General features: G+C 29.7%; 16 protein-coding genes. All 16 read right to left on the bottom strand.

Annotated elements, in window-relative coordinates; translation table 11 throughout:
* Nucleotides 1–72: 72 nt before the first annotated feature.
* The 16 genes from L3B98_RS17300 to L3B98_RS17225 all read right to left on the bottom strand — a co-directional run bounded on the left by L3B98_RS17300 (nucleotide 73) and on the right by L3B98_RS17225 (nucleotide 17,804).
* Nucleotides 73–978: a hypothetical protein gene (locus tag L3B98_RS17300; RefSeq protein WP_238917669.1), complete on the bottom strand. Its 906-nt coding sequence runs from the start codon at nucleotides 976–978 to the stop codon at nucleotides 73–75.
* A 29-nt stretch (nucleotides 979–1,007) separates the two neighbouring features.
* Nucleotides 1,008–1,280 carry a phosphopantetheine-binding protein gene (locus L3B98_RS17295; protein ID WP_015390459.1) on the bottom strand — a complete coding sequence of 91 codons (273 nt, stop codon included), beginning with the start codon at nucleotides 1,278–1,280 and terminating at the stop codon, nucleotides 1,008–1,010.
* A 3-nt stretch (nucleotides 1,281–1,283) separates the two neighbouring features.
* Nucleotides 1,284–2,732 (bottom strand): long-chain fatty acid--CoA ligase, encoded by a 1,449-nt coding sequence (locus L3B98_RS17290; RefSeq protein WP_238917668.1) that lies wholly within the window; start codon nucleotides 2,730–2,732, stop codon nucleotides 1,284–1,286.
* Complete coding sequence (locus L3B98_RS17285) at nucleotides 2,719–3,813, bottom strand: hypothetical protein (protein WP_238917667.1); 1,095 nt, start codon at nucleotides 3,811–3,813, stop codon at nucleotides 2,719–2,721. Before L3B98_RS17285 ends, L3B98_RS17290 begins: the two co-directional genes overlap by 14 nt.
* A 37-nt stretch (nucleotides 3,814–3,850) precedes the next feature.
* Nucleotides 3,851–5,566: a non-ribosomal peptide synthetase gene (locus L3B98_RS17280; protein ID WP_238917666.1), complete on the bottom strand. Its 1,716-nt coding sequence runs from the start codon at nucleotides 5,564–5,566 to the stop codon at nucleotides 3,851–3,853.
* Between the two features lie 24 nt (nucleotides 5,567–5,590).
* Nucleotides 5,591–6,604 carry a BtrH N-terminal domain-containing protein gene (locus L3B98_RS17275; RefSeq protein ID WP_015390455.1) on the bottom strand — a complete coding sequence of 338 codons (1,014 nt, stop codon included), beginning with the start codon at nucleotides 6,602–6,604 and terminating at the stop codon, nucleotides 5,591–5,593.
* A gap of 8 nt (nucleotides 6,605–6,612) precedes the next feature.
* Nucleotides 6,613–7,629, bottom strand: coding sequence for an ATP-binding cassette domain-containing protein (locus tag L3B98_RS17270; RefSeq protein ID WP_015390454.1), 1,017 nt, complete (start codon nucleotides 7,627–7,629; stop codon nucleotides 6,613–6,615).
* Nucleotides 7,630–7,635: 6 nt separating this feature from the next.
* The gene (locus L3B98_RS17265) at nucleotides 7,636–8,412 is read right to left on the bottom strand and encodes an ABC-2 family transporter protein (protein ID WP_015390453.1); all 777 of its coding nucleotides are present in this window, start codon (nucleotides 8,410–8,412) and stop codon (nucleotides 7,636–7,638) included.
* A gap of 2 nt (nucleotides 8,413–8,414) precedes the next feature.
* Nucleotides 8,415–9,212 carry an ABC-2 family transporter protein gene (locus tag L3B98_RS17260; RefSeq protein ID WP_015390452.1) on the bottom strand — a complete coding sequence of 266 codons (798 nt, stop codon included), beginning with the start codon at nucleotides 9,210–9,212 and terminating at the stop codon, nucleotides 8,415–8,417.
* Between the two features lie 10 nt (nucleotides 9,213–9,222).
* Nucleotides 9,223–10,191 carry an electron transfer flavoprotein subunit alpha/FixB family protein gene (locus tag L3B98_RS17255; protein WP_017810865.1) on the bottom strand — a complete coding sequence of 323 codons (969 nt, stop codon included), beginning with the start codon at nucleotides 10,189–10,191 and terminating at the stop codon, nucleotides 9,223–9,225.
* A gap of 15 nt (nucleotides 10,192–10,206) precedes the next feature.
* The gene (locus tag L3B98_RS17250; protein ID WP_238917665.1) at nucleotides 10,207–10,956 is read right to left on the bottom strand and encodes an electron transfer flavoprotein subunit beta/FixA family protein; all 750 of its coding nucleotides are present in this window, start codon (nucleotides 10,954–10,956) and stop codon (nucleotides 10,207–10,209) included.
* Between the two features lie 18 nt (nucleotides 10,957–10,974).
* Entirely contained in the window at nucleotides 10,975–12,105 is a 1,131-nt protein-coding gene (locus L3B98_RS17245; protein WP_015390449.1) for an acyl-CoA dehydrogenase family protein, read from the bottom strand.
* Nucleotides 12,106–12,121: 16 nt separating this feature from the next.
* Entirely contained in the window at nucleotides 12,122–13,360 is a 1,239-nt protein-coding gene (locus tag L3B98_RS17240) for an aminoacyl--tRNA ligase-related protein (RefSeq protein WP_015390448.1), read from the bottom strand.
* Nucleotides 13,361–13,364: 4 nt separating this feature from the next.
* The gene (locus tag L3B98_RS17235) at nucleotides 13,365–14,735 is read right to left on the bottom strand and encodes a radical SAM protein (RefSeq protein WP_238917664.1); all 1,371 of its coding nucleotides are present in this window, start codon (nucleotides 14,733–14,735) and stop codon (nucleotides 13,365–13,367) included.
* A 3-nt stretch (nucleotides 14,736–14,738) separates the two neighbouring features.
* Nucleotides 14,739–14,987, bottom strand: coding sequence for a phosphopantetheine-binding protein (locus tag L3B98_RS17230; protein ID WP_015390446.1), 249 nt, complete (start codon nucleotides 14,985–14,987; stop codon nucleotides 14,739–14,741).
* A 1,833-nt stretch (nucleotides 14,988–16,820) separates the two neighbouring features.
* Nucleotides 16,821–17,804, bottom strand: a complete 984-nt coding sequence (locus L3B98_RS17225) for a patatin-like phospholipase family protein (RefSeq protein WP_015390443.1) — start codon at nucleotides 17,802–17,804, stop codon at nucleotides 16,821–16,823.
* Nucleotides 17,805–18,132: the final 328 nt, after the last annotated feature.

Below are 18,132 nucleotides of genomic sequence, written 5' to 3'. Positions count from 1 at the left end.
CCTCTAAAACTAGTGGCCTATTTTTAGACAATAATTACATTCTTATTTTATTTACATTCATACTTTAGCTTCTTAATTACCTAAATTTTTATTTAGATATTCTAATAATTCTTTACTAAGGCTTTCCTCTTTCTCTGCTGCCATAATTACTCCATTTCCTATTTCAGCTACAATTCCTTTATTTCCTGTACAATAATATTTTGTTACAGCATTCCGAATCAGTTCCCAATGTTTTGCCCTCTCCCCTAACTTTGGTACAAACATCTTCAAATCCAAATTCGTTATTACAGAAATATAATTAAGCATACTTGCGTAATTCAGCAAGTCTTTATGTATCCTATTAAGACGATATAAATTTGCATTTGCCAGTAACTCTGCATAATTCATTCTCATTTCATTTGATAATAGACTCTCAGAAAGATACTTCCCATAATTCCTTATTTCACTAAACAACATACTAGTGCTTAATAATCTCGCATTATTATACAGTTCTTCAATAATAAAATTTTGGTCATTATTTTTACACTGAGTCACTTCCATAATAGCGTATCTTGCTCTTTTGTTTCTGCTAGAAAATTTTATAATGCCATCTGAAAAAGTTGGATCAAGGCATATAAAATCATCTATACCACTTTTACCTATCGCCATAATACAATGAATAGGAAATGCCTTAGTATATACACTTTCTATCCAATCTGCATCTTTTAAATCTATAGCTAACGCTAAAGGCTTATCTATTTCAAGTATTCTGGTATCTTTCACTAAACTCTCCATTGAAATATCATTCCATTGTAAATCAATGTTGTAATATTTTTTTAATGATGTCTCTGCTATAGGAATATCTGTATACAAAAATTCTCTTCCCCATGAATGTTCAAACATAAGTTCATGAGGTATCCTTTTCCATTCCAAATATGTCGCAAAAACCATTTCTCCACATGCCAGATTATCATTTCTGTATGGCTTTATATCCAACATACTTTAACTACCTCTTTTCTTTCTTGCAACTAATTATGTGTGTTTATATATATGCTATATGAAATATTAATCAGTTGGCCTAGTGTTTCCATCTTGTTTATATCCAAATCATCCATTGTGAAAATAACATCCAGTTGCGCTTCCAAAGCTACAATCATTTTAATAAAATTGAAGGAATCAAAAGATAAATCATTAATAAAATTAGTATTTTCATTCAATTCGTCTATTTTTATATTCACATCATTCGTTTCAATTACTACATTTTTTATAATTTCTTTTATTTCATCATATGAATAATTCATATACTATTCTTCTCCTTTTATTAAGTATTTCTTCAATATTTTACCAGAACTATTTTTAGGAAGACTATCTATAAACTCTATTTTTCTAGGTATCTTATAGTCTGCAACAAATTTCTTACAGTATTGCTTAATTGAATTTTCCGTTAAATCAGCATTATTGTTCAATACAACATATGCCTTCATTTCATCGTCCTTTCCCTCTGATATGCTTATGATTGATACTTCACTTACACCTTCAATCTCTTTTATGATATTTTCAATTTCATTCGCATATACCTTAAGTCCATTTATGTTAATCATACTATCGCTTCTTCCCATGTAATACAGAACATTATTTTCTTTCTTTACAATATCACCAGTCCTAAATAAACCATTATAAAACTTCTCGACATTGAGTTTTTCAGGGTATAAATAATGGAAATCTATAATATCACTTTTAATCAGTAGTTCCCCATAATTTTCTTGTTCGATAAACTCAAGTGGCATAATACTAATAACAGCATCTGAAATCATACATCCAATTGAATAATCCAAAGTCAACGGCTGTTTTCCAATCGCCATAGTTCCCGCTTCTGTAGAACCATAGTTTTGAAATATATCAATTCCTGAAAGTTCTTTGAACTGAGATGCTGTTTCTAATTCAATAGCACCTCCTGCTGAGAAGCTTTTCTTAACACTTGATAAATCAAATATGTTTTTATTCGCCTTCAATATCTCACAAAACATTTTATAAATAAATGGAGTTACAAACATATGAGAGACTTTCAATTTTCCAATCTGCGACAGAATATACTTTGGATATTTGATATCCGCAAGTGCTACGCTTAAACCATAGTATAAAGGAAATAAAGTTCCACCTACCAATCCATAAGAATGAAACAAAGGTGATAATGGCAAAAAAACTGCATCCGTTTCTACTGGTGCAAATGGATTTTCTAATGAAATAATTTCATTAAGCAAAGCACTTTCGGTTCTAGCTACTGCTTTACTTTCTCCTTGACTACCACTCGTGAATTGAATAATTCTATCCTCCGAATTACAACTAATACAATGTTGTAAGCTTGAATCTCTTATTAATAAAGCACACCCATTAAATTCAGTTTCTACAGACATGTTAGCATAATTCTCCATATATTTGCTTTGTACCACAAAATACCTAAGATTTAAGCAGTTAATATGATATTTGATTTCATTCTTTTTAAAGTATACTGGTAACAGTGCAGCTGGATTTCCACTCTTAAACAGTGCCAAAGTCCAGAATATTATCTCTGGTTCATTATCAAACACGATTCCTATCGGTTCATTCTGTTCAGTCCCTAGTCCCTTTATTATCTCACTGTACTCATTAATCTTACTTCGTAACATATCATATTTAATCAAATCTTTTCCATAATAAATAGCTGTTTTCTCTGGATTAAGATCACAATTCAACAGTATTTTATCTATAATCATCTGAATCCCTCCCAGAATTAACGTACTTAAAAAACTGACTCAAAGCCTCCTTTTCCTGACACTTCAATTCTTTCAAAATACTTTTAACTTCATTTAAAATATTTTTATCCTTACTAAAATTGTACTTTACCATAAACAAGGTTACATTTTTCAATACCATCTCGAATTCTATATATCTAGCACATAAATCTCTGTAATACTTCTCATAGGTTGTCTTTAATTCTGCTAAGTAGTTCAATCTGCTGATCATAAGATGTTTATGATCATATAACAAATAGAATATTTTAGTGTAGCACCACTCATTTACAATATTATCCAAATAATAAATCACAGCATTATAGACATCTAGTCCATACATATTCTCTTTCTGATTTATTACATTATACAAACGCCAGTACTCAGGAGCCTTAGATTCAGCATAAAACTGTAAGCTATTTATAATATTATGCTCATCAAATTCAAACTCACAATCTTCACAACAGTAAAATACATATATTTGATCATTAAGATAAGTTCTCTTTTTATCATCAATAGAATGTGCAAAAGCATTCTCCATGTCATCAAAGGATATAGTGCTGAATGTATATTTATTAGATTCTGTAAACAAAAAGTCACTGCAATAAAAAACTTTTTTTAATAAATCATAACCATAAATAAGCATATCATGACCAAATGATTCTTTATTATAATATATTGAATTGCTAATATAATAGTAATCAAGCATAATATCTATATATCTTCCCTCATCAATCCACTTAATTACCTTATTTACGATACTCTCAGAATCATCTAAAATATATTTAACAGATATTTTGTCTGAAACAAGCCACTCGCATTGATCATAGGGTCTTACCCTATATGGCGCTTGAAAATACATATCTCCCCACTGACCTTTTGCATAATCCTTATTACAGTAAATCAATATATAATTGCTAATAATCCATTCAAGTGCTTTTTTATTATTACCCAAAACTGCCAGCATATGTGCATGATTAGTATAGGTTGTTATAATAGGATATGTTACTGGTAATACTCTTTTACCTTCTTTAGAAATTTCAAATTCATGCTTTATATTATTCATATTTTTCTCCTTTCCCTAGTACATAATTAATGCTTAATTACATTTTTGTACTTATATATTGGGCCATGGAATAAATTGTACTAAACGCTGCAAATGTCATCTTCTCATAATCAAAATTAATCTGAAACGTCTCCTCTAAAGTAACAATAATCTGTATAAATTCTATAGAATCTATGTTTAAATCAGATAATTTTGAATCTGCTGACACTTCAAAACCATCATTCTTTCCGATAAAATCACTAATTATTTCTATTATTTTTCTCAAAATATTGTTCAATGTCCAATTTGTACTTTTCGGATTCATTAGAATACTGCTATGCTCTTCATCCAAAATACACCTTATTGTTTTATCTCTATCCAACTTTCCATTCATGTTATATTTAAATTTATCCATTTTAATAAAATCAGCAGGAATCATATATTTAGGTAGCTTCTTCGATATATATTCCTTTATTTCAGTATATGACTTATTAACCCCTATATAAGCAGCAACTAGTCTTTTATTAGTTATATCTAAATTTTCAACAAACACTATGGCTTTATCTATTCCAGGAATCTGATTGAGTACACTTTCAATCTCTTCAAGTTCTATTCTATAGCCATAAAATTTTATCTGATTATCAACGCGACCAATATACTGAATTGTTTTATCTGGTAGAAAACGTCCTAAATCTCCAGTCCGGAATGCCATTATATTTTGTTCTTCTATAATCTTTACAAACTTTTTGCTAGTTAGTTCTTCTTTACCAAGATATCCTTCCGCCAACCCTTTTCCAGCAATATAAATTTCACCATCCTCTCCTTCTGCTACTGGCTTCCTATTCTCATCCAAAATGAAAACTTCTGTTCCGTAAATCGGGAACCCGATATTAACACTATTCTTATCTGTTAAGTCACTAACCATTGACCAGATTGTTGTCTCAGTTGGACCATACATATTATAGATTTTTGCTTTCGTCACATTCTTAAGATTCAAAAGTAAGTTATGAGGAAACTTTTCTCCACCAACCATGATGTCCGATATGTTTTCCATACTCTTTTTCCCATTCTGATTGTTTATCAGCATTTGAAGTGCTGATGGAGTCATCTGTAGCATGTTAATATCATACTTAGCAATAAGTTCAGCAATCTTTTCCTGATCATTTTTTTCTTCATCATCTGCCAGAATCACGGTTAAACCTAGATACACAGGTACAATACTCTCCATGAAAAAGATATCAAATCCAGCAGTCGTTAAACATAAAATACGTTTTTTCGCTCTAAAATCAATACACTTAGCCATTCCATCAATAAAATATCTTAGTCCTTCCCGTTTTATCATCACACCTTTAGGATTTCCAGTTGTCCCTGACGTATATAACACATACGCTAATTCACTTTTGTATTGTTTTTGAATTGTAACTGAACTAATTCCATAACTATCATCTAATGAAATAATATTTACCCCTGTAAACAGTTTTTTATAGTTAGATGATGTTATTACAGTATGGACACCTGAATCCTTTATTATATATTCAATTCTTTCTTTTGGATGTTTCAAATCTAATGGTAAAAAGGTAATGCCAAGTCTCAGCATTGCCAGCATAGTAAATATGACATCTGGAGACCGTTCTAATGCTATTGCAACTAAACTTTCCTGTCTTATATTTGTTAGCACTATGCTTTCAATTTGAAATATTCTTTCCATAATTCTGTCATATTCAAATATTTCGTTATGGAATATTAATTTACTTTGTGCATGTATTTCTCTCATAAATTCTCACCTCCTGGTATAGTGTCATAATATTTTATCTGCTGTATAGCAGGCTAGCATGGACTTGTATGTTGTATATTCTAAATCTAATAAATTTAATACGCTTTCACATAAACCATCATATTTATCTGCAGGTGCATTGGTTAGATTATTCTTTAACAAAGCATAGTTTATAGCTTCCCACTTTATATATATATCTTTAAGTTTCGATAAAACTTCCTGATTTTTTTCATAATACTTAAGCATATGTGTATACACTAACATTCTACTATGCAGTATTCCATTATATTTAATATTAAAAAACAGATCCTCTGCCGATTTTGCAATTTCCTCAATAGGAAACTGTTTCTTCATATTTCTAATCCGATATGCAAAATCTTTTAATTTTTCATAATTATCATATAAATCTATCTCTATATTTTTTTTGAACTTATAATGAATCTGATTCAATTCTATGGTTGTTATCTTTTTTACAGATATCTCATAATTAAAATCATAATAAATATGCCCCATCTTTCTAGATGCCTTAAACAAATCACTAAAACCAAAGAAGCCTACATATGTTTCATAATTTCTTACTGTCGGTACTAGACAATCAGATATATAGGCTTCATTATCTCGATAACCAATCACTGTTAAAAAATGTGGTCTAAATTTTGAGGGAATTTTATTATAATATGTAATATACTCTGTGTTGATTGCTATAATAACAGGCACGCCTTCATCAATCTTCTTTTTAATGAATATATTGAATTCTTCTTCATTCACACCACAGGGTATCTTTTTTATTGAAATTTTTTCATTTATCTGTTCAAAGAAATTTTGAATCATAATATTGGAATCATGAAATAAAACAATATCTTTTAGACTTTTTGCATTATCATCCCATTGATAATCAAATCTCATTCCATCACCAAGGAAAAATATATCACTTTCCATAATATCCAAACCGCAATTATAAAACAAATTAGAAAATGATGATATCAGACAAGCATTACTAACAAAAGATGAATATTTCTTAAATACATATTTCTCCATAGGCTACCTCATAAAACATTATTTTTTGCATTTCTATATATAACCCTAATTGCATCTTCCAGGCTTGTTTCTAAAATAGTAAAATCCTTCACATTATATCCCTTATTCATGATATTCATCATAATTTCTGCTGGACTCGTTTTCTGACGGCTAAAAGAAATATTTACTTTATTTCCATTTTTTGATATCTGACAAAACTGTAATATTGATAAGTCTTTTATGTTATGTAGATTTTCTATCTCCATAACAATAGTGCACTGCTCATTACAGTACTCTTTGATTAGTTTATCTTTAGGTCCCTCATATATATTTTTCCCTTTATCCAGAATCAGTATCTTCTCACAGAGATTATCAATATCTGATAAATCATGAGAAGTTATCATCATAGTTACTTTTCGTTGCTGGTTAATCTGCTTTAAAAATTTAATAATATTCTCTTTTGCCGATATATCCAGTCCAATTGTAGGTTCATCAAGATACGCAACTGATGGATTATGCAAAAAAGCAAGTGCAAAATCTGACATGATTCTTTGCCCAAGACTCAATTGTCTTACTGGTGTCTTAAAAAATGATTGGATATTTAATAGCTGTTGAAACATATCCATATTTTCATCATATTGCTTATCTGGTATTTTATAAATTCTTTTATGAAGTTCGAAGCTGTCATAAACAGGCAAATCCCAATAAAGATTACTTCGCTGTCCTGATACCAATGCTATACTTTTTCCATTTTCAATTCTTTTTTTATGTGGCGAAATGCCATTCACTGTAACACTTCCACTGGTCGGATGCATAACACCTGTTAATATCTTTATTGTCGTTGACTTTCCTGCACCATTAGGACCAATATATCCTAAAATCTCACCTTCTCTAACACTCACAGATACATCACTTAACGCTTCATAATAAGAATACTGACGTTTGAACATATCTTTTAACATACCAAGCTTACCCTCTTGCATTACTGGCTTTTTATAAACCATACTTAGATGCTCTGCTTTTATAACAATATTATTTATATTCATAAATAATCAACCTCCTGAACTTTTATACTGTTTCAATCCTAAATACCATAAACAATATGATAAATAAAAAAGAACAATACCTACCAATAAAATAATAATCATAACCGTCCAACTCATTTCATTATCTACCAGTAAATATGCTGTTGGATAATAATCAATTAATGAAATCGGCAAAATAAAGGTTAATAAAAAACGTAATCCCTTTGTATAAATACTAATTGGATATTTTAAAAGTTCACCCACAGTGTCAATCATAAAGGACATAATATTATGTGTCTGATATATCCAGAAGGATAATGACCCTATCATTACATTGAATGATGCAACAATTAAAACCCCTCCCACTAATCCTATAAGATAAAAAACTATACGTGAAGATAATGTCACCCCTGCATTATTTGCTGCAAAAGTTGCTATTGTACCACATATTATGGTAATCACAAGGTTTGTAGCCCTGAAATTTATTCCTATCACATACCAGAATGGGTTCATTGGCGCAATTAGAAACTGATCAAGTTTTCCTTCAACAATGTATCCCTGCATGGCGACCATTGGTTCCCAAGTAAAAGCACACCCTAATGAAATAACAACAAAAGAAACCGCTTGCAAAAATAGAATCTGACTAAAATTCCATCCACCAAGGGCCTTGAAGTTATAAAGAATAATCCACGCTGCAATAAATTCTACTGGATAGCGAATTAAATAACTAATGACTTCATAGAGCAGCGTATGTCCATATTGCAGTTTTGCTTTTACATTTAATAACATCATATATACAACCATCATCAACCCCCCTGCAAAATTAGTTTTTTCAAACCTAAATTAAAAAATATTTTATTAACTCCCCATAGAATTACAATCCATAGAATCTGCAAAAGAAATCCTGTAGCAGTCTCCAACATGCCTATCCTTCCCAGATAAATAGAAATAGGGAAATCAAATCCTAATCTCATCGGCAGTACTGTTACAATTTTATAAAGCCAGCTTGGAAAAAACGTTAGTGGTATAATCGCACCAGACAATATTCTAATGACATTTGTAAGTAACAGCCCAACCGTATTATACCGATCCATAAACCAAAATGAAATCAAACCAAACATATAATAAAGTTCAAAATATACTCCTATTGAAAATGCCAGTGCTAATACAGAATATACAAAGGCTCCTATTGATGCAGGGAGCATAATCCTAGTATAAATGTTAGACAAAAGAAGCATAGGGATAGATACAAATAAAAACGCAAACAGGTTTCCCCCTAAATTTGTCATAAAAACCTGAAGTTTATAGCTACAAGGAAGCTTCAGGTAGTTAACAATCATTCCTGTATTAATATCATTCTGAACAATACTCATTGGTGCCATCCCAGTCAAAAAACTTGCAATAATTGCACTTAATATCTGATATGTAAGCATCTCATTAAGGGAATAAAATTCGATATTTGCCCCACTCATATACAATGCATTCCACAAAGCAATCTGTACTGCAAGAAATATAAAAGCTCTTGCTATTGAAAATACAATATTCGCCTTATACATGGACTGAACCTTAAATGAAAGATATATGTAATATAAATATCTTTTCATATTATTCCTCCTAACTAAATATCTTTTCTCCTATTTTCCTAATTATTTCACCTGAATCACAAATAATTCCTATATCTGAATACTCAAAAATTGATGCATTACAATCTTTATTTACTGCAATAATTTTCTTGCTATTCAAAATACCGCATGCATGATGTATACTTCCAGATATTCCAAATGCAATATAAAGATCCGGTTGTATAAAGCAGCCTGATTGCCCAATCTGCAAATCTGAAGTACCAACTTCACGTTCAATCATAGGTCTGCTATAACCCAATCCTGCACCAAGATGCTTTGCTATTTTTTTTAGTATAGCAAGACTTTCACTGTCTACACCTCGTCCAACACCAAAAATAATTTTTTTTCCTTCTAGTTGTAAAGAAATATCATGATTTAATATTCTTTCCCTTTTCCGAATAAGGATAATATCTGATTTTTTCTCTTTATCATAATAAAATGTGTCAATTTTTAATGGCATTTTTCCAAGTTTTTTTTCATTAAATGCATTTTTCTTCACAACACCTAATATTGTCTTTGTATCTTTTCCAACCACAATTGCTTCCTTGGAACCAACATAAGCAGTTCTATGAAATACAAACTGTTCTATATTAGAGTTATACTCGATTTCTATGCAGTCAGCAACAATACCAGCATTTAATACTGATGCCATACTAGCAGCAACGGACCGCCACCAGTCACAATCTGGAAATAATACTAAATTAGGCATATACATAGTTATCATCTCCACAAGCAACTCACTTGTCTGATTCCGGCTTATCCTCCTCAAATCAGAACATTCAATAACATTATAAATATTAGCTGTAATTGGTAACTCTATTAACGCTTCCCTATTAGGCACAACTATAGTCACTTCACCATCTATTCCATTTATCAATTCGTGTGCCTTGCTTATCATCTGAAGACTTAATTGTGTTATTACTTTATTATCTTCTTCACAAATCACTATTATATTTTTCATCAACATCATCACCAACTATTCACTATAAACTTCAAGTTCTAAGATCATCATATCAACTGCATCTTCAGCATCACTTATACGTTCAATTAATTTCTTGTCATTATAGTGTGAAAATACATTTAAAACCTTTGTCTTTGAACCATTTGTTCCACATTTATTTAAATCAATATTAAGTATGCTGTTATCCCACACTTCAACACTATACTTGTTTGCCTTTCTTATGGAAAATAAAGACTGAGGGCTTAAATGTGTATCAATTCCCTCCATGCAAAGTACACATGGCAACTTTACCTGATAATCCATTCCATACATTTTTTCCAGTGTAGTTACAACAATTTCTTTTCCCTCTCCATCTTCAATCCCTGTAACATTTATTAAATATGGAATCTCTAAAAATTTAGCAATAGACGGTCCTACAAAACCTGTTTCTCCATCTAAAGATTTCTTTCCACATAAAATTAAATCAACATCACATATCTTTTTGATTGCTTCAGACAATATATAAGCTGTAGCAATTGTATCTGAACCCGAATAGCACTTATCTGTAATACGAATTGCCTCATCACATCCAAGAGAAATTGCCATCCTTAATATTTCCTCAGAAGCTGAGGGACCCATTGTAATGCATATAATACATACATTATGATGTGTTTTTTTATAATTTATAGCCTGTTCAAGCATAAATAAATCATATGGGCTAATCCCACAATTACCATCTGAACATATTCCTTGTGCCACCTGTTTTAAACATACAACAATATTCATATCACTCTTCCAATCTACTTATTTATAACTTGTCTGAATAAAGTTATTCACAAGCTTATAAATTATGTTTAACTGAATCTCTGATGCGCCGGAATAAATCTTAGAAGCTAGTGCATCCCTAACTTCTTTTTCTATATTGGATTCAATGCTATAACCATACGCCCCGAATATCTGTAAGGTTTCCAAGCATGTTTCTACATAAGTCTCACTGATAAAATACTTAAACATAGAGGCCTCAAGATATGTATTCTTATGCAAGTTCTTCTTCCATGCAATTTTATACAGCAAAAGCTGGGCCATCTCTATATTGACACGCATTTTAGCTATCTTATGTGTAACTGCCTGATAATTATTTAATTTCCTTTTCTCTATATACGTCACACATAATTCCATTAATTTCTGCATGACTCCTACATGACTTGCAAATTCAAAACTTCGTTCCCACTCTAATCCAGTATTAATTATACTTAATCCATTTCCTAAACGCCCTACCATATTTTCTTCAGGAATAAAACAATCCGAAAAATGAATCTCTCCCATAGGACATGATGTAAGTCCCATCTTTTTAATTTCTTTTCCAATTTCCAACCCTATTGTATCCTTTTCACAAATAAAACAACTTAACCCATTAATGGAGCCTGGTTCTCCAGTCATTACAGATATTAAAAAGATGTCTGCAATAGGTGCATTGGATATGAATTTCTTACTTCCATTTAAAATATAACCATTTTTAACTTTAGTAGCAGTTGTCTTTATCTGGGTAATATCAGAACCAGATTCATCTTCTGTAATCGCTAAACAACCTATTAAACTTCCATCTATAAGTTTCCTCATATACTTCTGTTTCAATTCATCTGATCCACATTGGTTAATTGTATTCATACATGCCCACAAATGATTGGTCACTATAAACACAAAGCCATTATCATCGCAAGCATATCCCAATGCTTCCATCAACAATGCAGCTGTTATGTAATCTTCTCCGAATCCACCATATTTTTCTTCAAATGAAATTCCAAATAATCCGTACTGAGCACATAACCTCCACTTTTCCTCAAAAGTATGCATATTTCCATTAATATCTTTTTTTACAAAGTCAATTAGATATTTCTTGTATTTAATTTGTTCATTTGAAAATTCAAAATCCATAATTCCTCCCAAAATATTATTCTACAAGCTTATCTATATATTTATTCACCAATAATGGATTATCAATTCCTTCCCTTACCATACTTGGCCAGTTTTCCTGTTTAAATCCATACTGCGATAAGAATGCAAACATCATTCTCTCCAAACCAATCCCAATACAACCTGTATAGCAATATTCCTCCTTTTCTAAGTTTGAATAGAATCTAAATCTTTTTGCCAGAAAGTTACTATGCAAATTAAATGACCCAACTGCTGTGGTATTATCCTCACTAAGCTTAAGGCGTAATTCATACTTAGAGCCAAACATTTTTTGTGCATTAATACGTTTCGCTGCATTGCCTATCAGGAAGAATGGGTCATTAGCAGTTTCACAGAAACCTGACATATTTAATAACTCCATAAGCTTAACAGCCATTTTCTTGTATTCATTTACATTATTTCTTACATAGTTGTAATCTCCGATAAATACCGTCTCTCGAATAGTAAAATCCCATAAACGTTCGAATGGTTTATAATATTTATTTTCATATCGGAATGACTTACCACATGTAGTTATAGCTTTTTGCTTTATTTCCTTTCCTGAAAGCATGTCATACACATAATAACACATAGTAGGTGGTAGACCGAATGACGTATTACAGCAATACTCCATTAACCCATCTGCAATTTCTTCTTCCTCAGTCTCTTGGGTAAATGAATTTTTAAATGCCTCATAGTTATCCACTGCATTCCGAAGTCTTGTAGTAAACATAAGTAAATTAGGAAATGATTCAAAATATCCAACCTTTTTTAATACATCTAATCTTAATAATGTAGGGAAACGGTAATTTTCACATTTAAATATTTTAGTTGATATATTCTTAAAGACAGTATCAAAAAAATCAAATAAACTCACTAATGGCTCTTTAAAAGATACTTGACCATCAGATGGTATATAAATCAATTCATTTTTTATTAATTCCTCTATAATATTTTCATTGTTAAATTTATTATTTCCTTCATTGTTCCAAAATCTATTAACTTTTATATCTTTTAGACCAAGTATTTCATTTTCAATGACATGCAATGCCCTGTCCCTTATCTTATCTGCGTGCTTATCATCCTCAAGGCTCAATCTTTCCCCAATTATTTTTTCATCTTTATAAATTCTTTCATATGATATAATATCTTCTGACAAATAGTATATTTTTTTTTCAAATTCCTCAACTAATTTAAGACTAAGAGGCTCTTCAAAAATAACATCAGTTTTTTTCATGTCGCTACCTATCCCTTTCAATAATTTGCATCTTATCTTGATTATACATATTTAATTTATTTTTTCTGTTAAGAAGTAGTGTTTTAATCATTTTTTCTCTCTGCTCCTCAGAATAAAACATTGCCGAAATATTTCCTGCCCAGTAACAATCTTTAGGTTTTATATAGTACTTTTCTCCATCTTCATATACATATCTGTTTTCAAGTAATACATCCATGGTTTTTTTTGTATACTCATTAAAAACAGCATCTTTCTTTTTTATGTAAGTAAAGTTAGGAAACATAACAAATAATCGGTTTTGACGCTCAAAATATGATAATTTATGTTCAAGATATCTTCCATGCTTATTTTTTTTGATCGCGCCAATGTAACCATTTACATCAAGATGATTTTTATATGCAAATCCATCCACATACCCTCTTGAAGATGGTCCTATTCCAATAATACGCCCCCCATCTAACTTGTTTGCTCCAAGATGGGTATTCAGATACAAGTTTGGCTTGTCCATCTTTCGTGATATTGTATTTGACATTACCATTTTACAGTCCTTATTCTCCTCTAAGTATTCATATATTCCTAAATATGAGGAACGTTTCTCTATATCAATATATTTCTTATACATTTCATGTCTGGTTAAAAAATTCTCCATTTTAGTATTAGGAAATACATTCAATGAATATAAATCAATACAATTCACACCAAAGTCAAACGCTTTATTAATATCAGCAACTACTTCATCACAATTCTGCTCTGGAAAATTATACATAAGATCAACATTATAATCTTCAAATCCATACTCTTTTAAATTATTAATAGTTGCATCTACCTCTGATATTGGAAGCAATCCATACTTTTTTCTTATATCCGTTGAAAAGGTCTGTATACCAAAACTTACACGGTTAAAACCAATCATTTTCAAATTCCTAACGAATTTAGAATCATGCAAATCTCTTATATGCCCTTCTATTGAAAAAAGACATTTTTCTTTTACATCAAAAGTATCCTTTATGGTTTCCATTATTTGTTGTAACCCTGAAATACCGATTGATGTCGGTGTTCCTCCTCCAAAGTGTACCGCTGATATTTCTTTTAATTCTGATGGCATTCTATCTGCATAGTATTTTAATTCTATAATAATTGCAGAAATCAATTGTTCAACCAGTTTCTTTTCTGGTTTTTCTTTATAATAATTGCAAAAGATACAAAAAGTTCTACAGAAAGGTATATGTATATATAACGCTGTGTTACTGCTCTTATTATATGAATTATCCTTTAAAAACTCATCGAAATCTGTTTGCTTCAAAACATCATGAAAAATGCTTAATTGTGGATAATCATAATGTTCTGTATCTTTTAGTCTGAACATCTCACTCATTTCCTATTTCTCCATCTCTACACTATGTTCATGAATCAGTTCCGCAATTTTCAAAGGTGAACTAAAGTTATTAATATCAAAATCATCATCTGCCAAATCAATACCAAATGTAGTTTCAATAAATGTTAATAAACTTACAATTCCCAATGAATCTAACATATTTTCTTCTATTAGCTGAGTATCTTCTTGAATTTTCTCCGCAGTTAGTACTTTTGATAGGTAATCAATAATTTCATTTAAAATTTTTTTCATTTTTATTTCTCCTATTCATTATAATTTTTAAAAATCAATATTTTTTCACATGTTGATATTAGAGTCAAAATAAGAACTTCATTTTCTCAAGCACTGTAAAGAAAGTACATTTTATAGTAATTATTAAAACAAACATAAAATAACCATCCTATATATAACCATATTCCTTATATAATAATATGTTAAATATTTTGCAACTATATTCCAAATATTTCATTTTTTATTATATAACAATACTTATATAGTTAATGTAAATAGAATGTATTATTTCAAATAAATTCCTGTAATCATTATACTAAATTAACTTTTAATTGAAAACATATAAAATTATATATTTTATACAAATTTCTATATATATTTAGAAATTTCATTCAAATTTTTTTCCAATTAATGTAATATTGTTATTTTGATTTTTATAAAAAGTTGAGTTGGTATACCACCACAATTTGTAAAGTAAATTTACACATTATTCTTTTTATAAGTAACCATAACTACAAAATAGAAATTCAATTAATGAAAAATTCGATATTATTATGAATAAATTATCAAAACCAAACTTTGAAAATCATATCATACACATGGAGTTGGTAGTGATTTACCTATAGTAAGATCTATATGGGAGAATTTTAGATTTTCTTACATATTTCTAAGCACTTAGGTTTAGAACCATGGAAGCAAGTATTTGATTATATTTCAGGATCAATTTCTAATAGATCCTCAGTTAATAAAATCGCTTATTTATTGTAGCAATTCACAATTTTAGGTGGTGTACTGCCTTGAGAATCGGCATCTAGCTGATTTTTTAGCAAGAAATTTGACTGGTTAAAGTGTAAATAGAACTCTTTTGCTCAACGTCTGAAATCTCCATTAATGAAGGTGATGTGGAAGCCTTAAATGATAGAAAAATAGAGCCTACTTACGCAAAGAAGCTACCTTTTCTTTGCTGGCTATTTGATAATTCTGAGAAAAGGTGCCTTTGGTGTAGGTTTTGAATAAAGTTTGATCAAAACAATCTTTATAAATGGCTTAATATAATGAATCTAAATTACTAATGTTTTAGACAAATTTTGATTAAAACATTAATTTTAATATATGAGTATCATGAGAATTTTTATAATAAAGCTTGAACAAAAGTAGTTGATTATATATATTGGAGGTGATTCTAATTGTTGTTGTTGGATTATTTTTTTCAACATATAGGATATTTTATTATAGGTTTTCCAATGTGTTACCTTAGTATTTTGGGAGTACTATATTTATCAGAACAATCTTATGAAAATGATGAAAGATAATATTTTATCAAAATATATTTATAATTTTGAACAAACTTTATTGAAAGGGTTAATCTATTTTTGAAAAAAGATAATTGAACAGCATTTGCCAGCTATTGAAGCTCGCATTTTTTGTCTATAGTATTTTGAATATAGCTTGGTAATCAGAATAAGATGAGATTATCTCAGTATTTAAAGAAATATTGAATAATTCTCTCTTCTTCTGCTGAACCACCTTGATTTAGTGAAATATACATTACAGATTACATAATCACTATTAGGTAATGTCACAATTGTTATATATAGACCAGGACTGTTCATACACAATTAAGAGTTTTAGTAAAATTGATTAATTTGCTAAAATTCACAAATATATATGCAGTTGTAAAAATACTCTGGAAATAGTCAACATGCTTAACAAATATAGTATTTTGAGCTTTAAATTTCATATCTGTCACCACAGTTTTTATATTATTCTTTCAACATTTAGAGTAATTTCAATTTGGTAGATTCTCGAACAGACTAACTCACGAAAAAACAAATATTAATCAAAATTAATATATTAACTTCTAAATTTTTCTTTCCATAAATCGAAATCCCAAGTTTCTAAAAATTTTTCTGCTGCATTATATCCATTTAATAAAAGAGCATTACTTTCCTCTTGGGTAATATCAAAATAAGTTGTATTTATTTTTTTATTTTTTCCGTCTATGTTAATTTCAGTAGGAATCATAATGGTTCTATCAAAATCTCCCTTAATTGTAGAAATATAGTGCTTATCATGCGCATTTAACATAGTATCTACTAAATCTTCACAATACTCTAGAATAGATGAAATTGAATGGTCTTTGTTGCTTTGTTGTACTTCTCTTGTATTTTCAAAAAACTTAAATCCGATTGTAGGCCATTTCGGATTGTTGCTACCATCGTCCAAAAGCCATATTGGATAATTACTTAAAACACCACCATCAACAATATAATGAGTTTTGCCAGTGGTATCTTGCAATTTAACTGGTTCAAAATATAGAGGTATACTCATGCTCATTCTTACAGCTAAAGAAATACTAAATTTATCGGGATCGAAACCAAAATATTTTAAATCTTGAGGTATTACAATCATCTTTTTTTCTGTTAAATCAGATGCAATTGCACTGAATTTATAAGAGTATTTCTCATCTGTTGAATCATTCATTCTTATATCTCCAAAAGTAGTTTTACCTTTTGCTTTAAATAATTCTTCAATCCAGTTTCTAAAATAATTACCTTCATATATTCCATATTCTAATACTGTACTCAAAATCTTACCTGGTATGCCCATTTTATCAATAAGTGTTTCATCTTTAAATTTAAGATAGTTTAAATTTTTAAGTTCATGCTCAATTTCCTCACCAGAATATCCTACAGCAAGTAATGAAGCTACAATTGCACCTGCTGAATTACCAACTAAATTAACAAAATTATATTTTTTTTCAATAGCTTTTACAGCGCCAACAAGACCTATTCCTTTAACCCCTCCACCTTGAAATACTGCATCGCATTTTAGCATAATTTATCACTCCTATTATTAAGTCTTAATCTAATAGTAGTATTCATTTAATATAATCATTGTATACTAAAAAATCCTATTAATAAAAATTCTATTTTAGAACAATAGCTAAAGTCTCTTCCAAAGGAAGTAACGGATATTGTTCTCTTATATCAATCACTTCATTAATTAATTTCTCAATATCTTTTGATCTTTTCCTTTTTACCACTAATTTTACCTCCAAATAAACAAAAGGCTAGACATTAATTTTACTCATGAAGTTGTAAGATGAAAGTAGACATTAAAAAAGTATGTCTACTTTTTTGTTATAATAAAAAATAAGAGGATG

Source organism: Clostridium sp. YIM B02555 (assembly GCF_022320955.1).
GTDB classification, from domain to species: Bacteria; Bacillota; Clostridia; order Clostridiales; family Clostridiaceae; genus Clostridium; species Clostridium saccharoperbutylacetonicum.
Note: the sequence above shows the minus strand (reverse complement) of the source record. Positions and strands in the feature narration are given on the sequence as shown.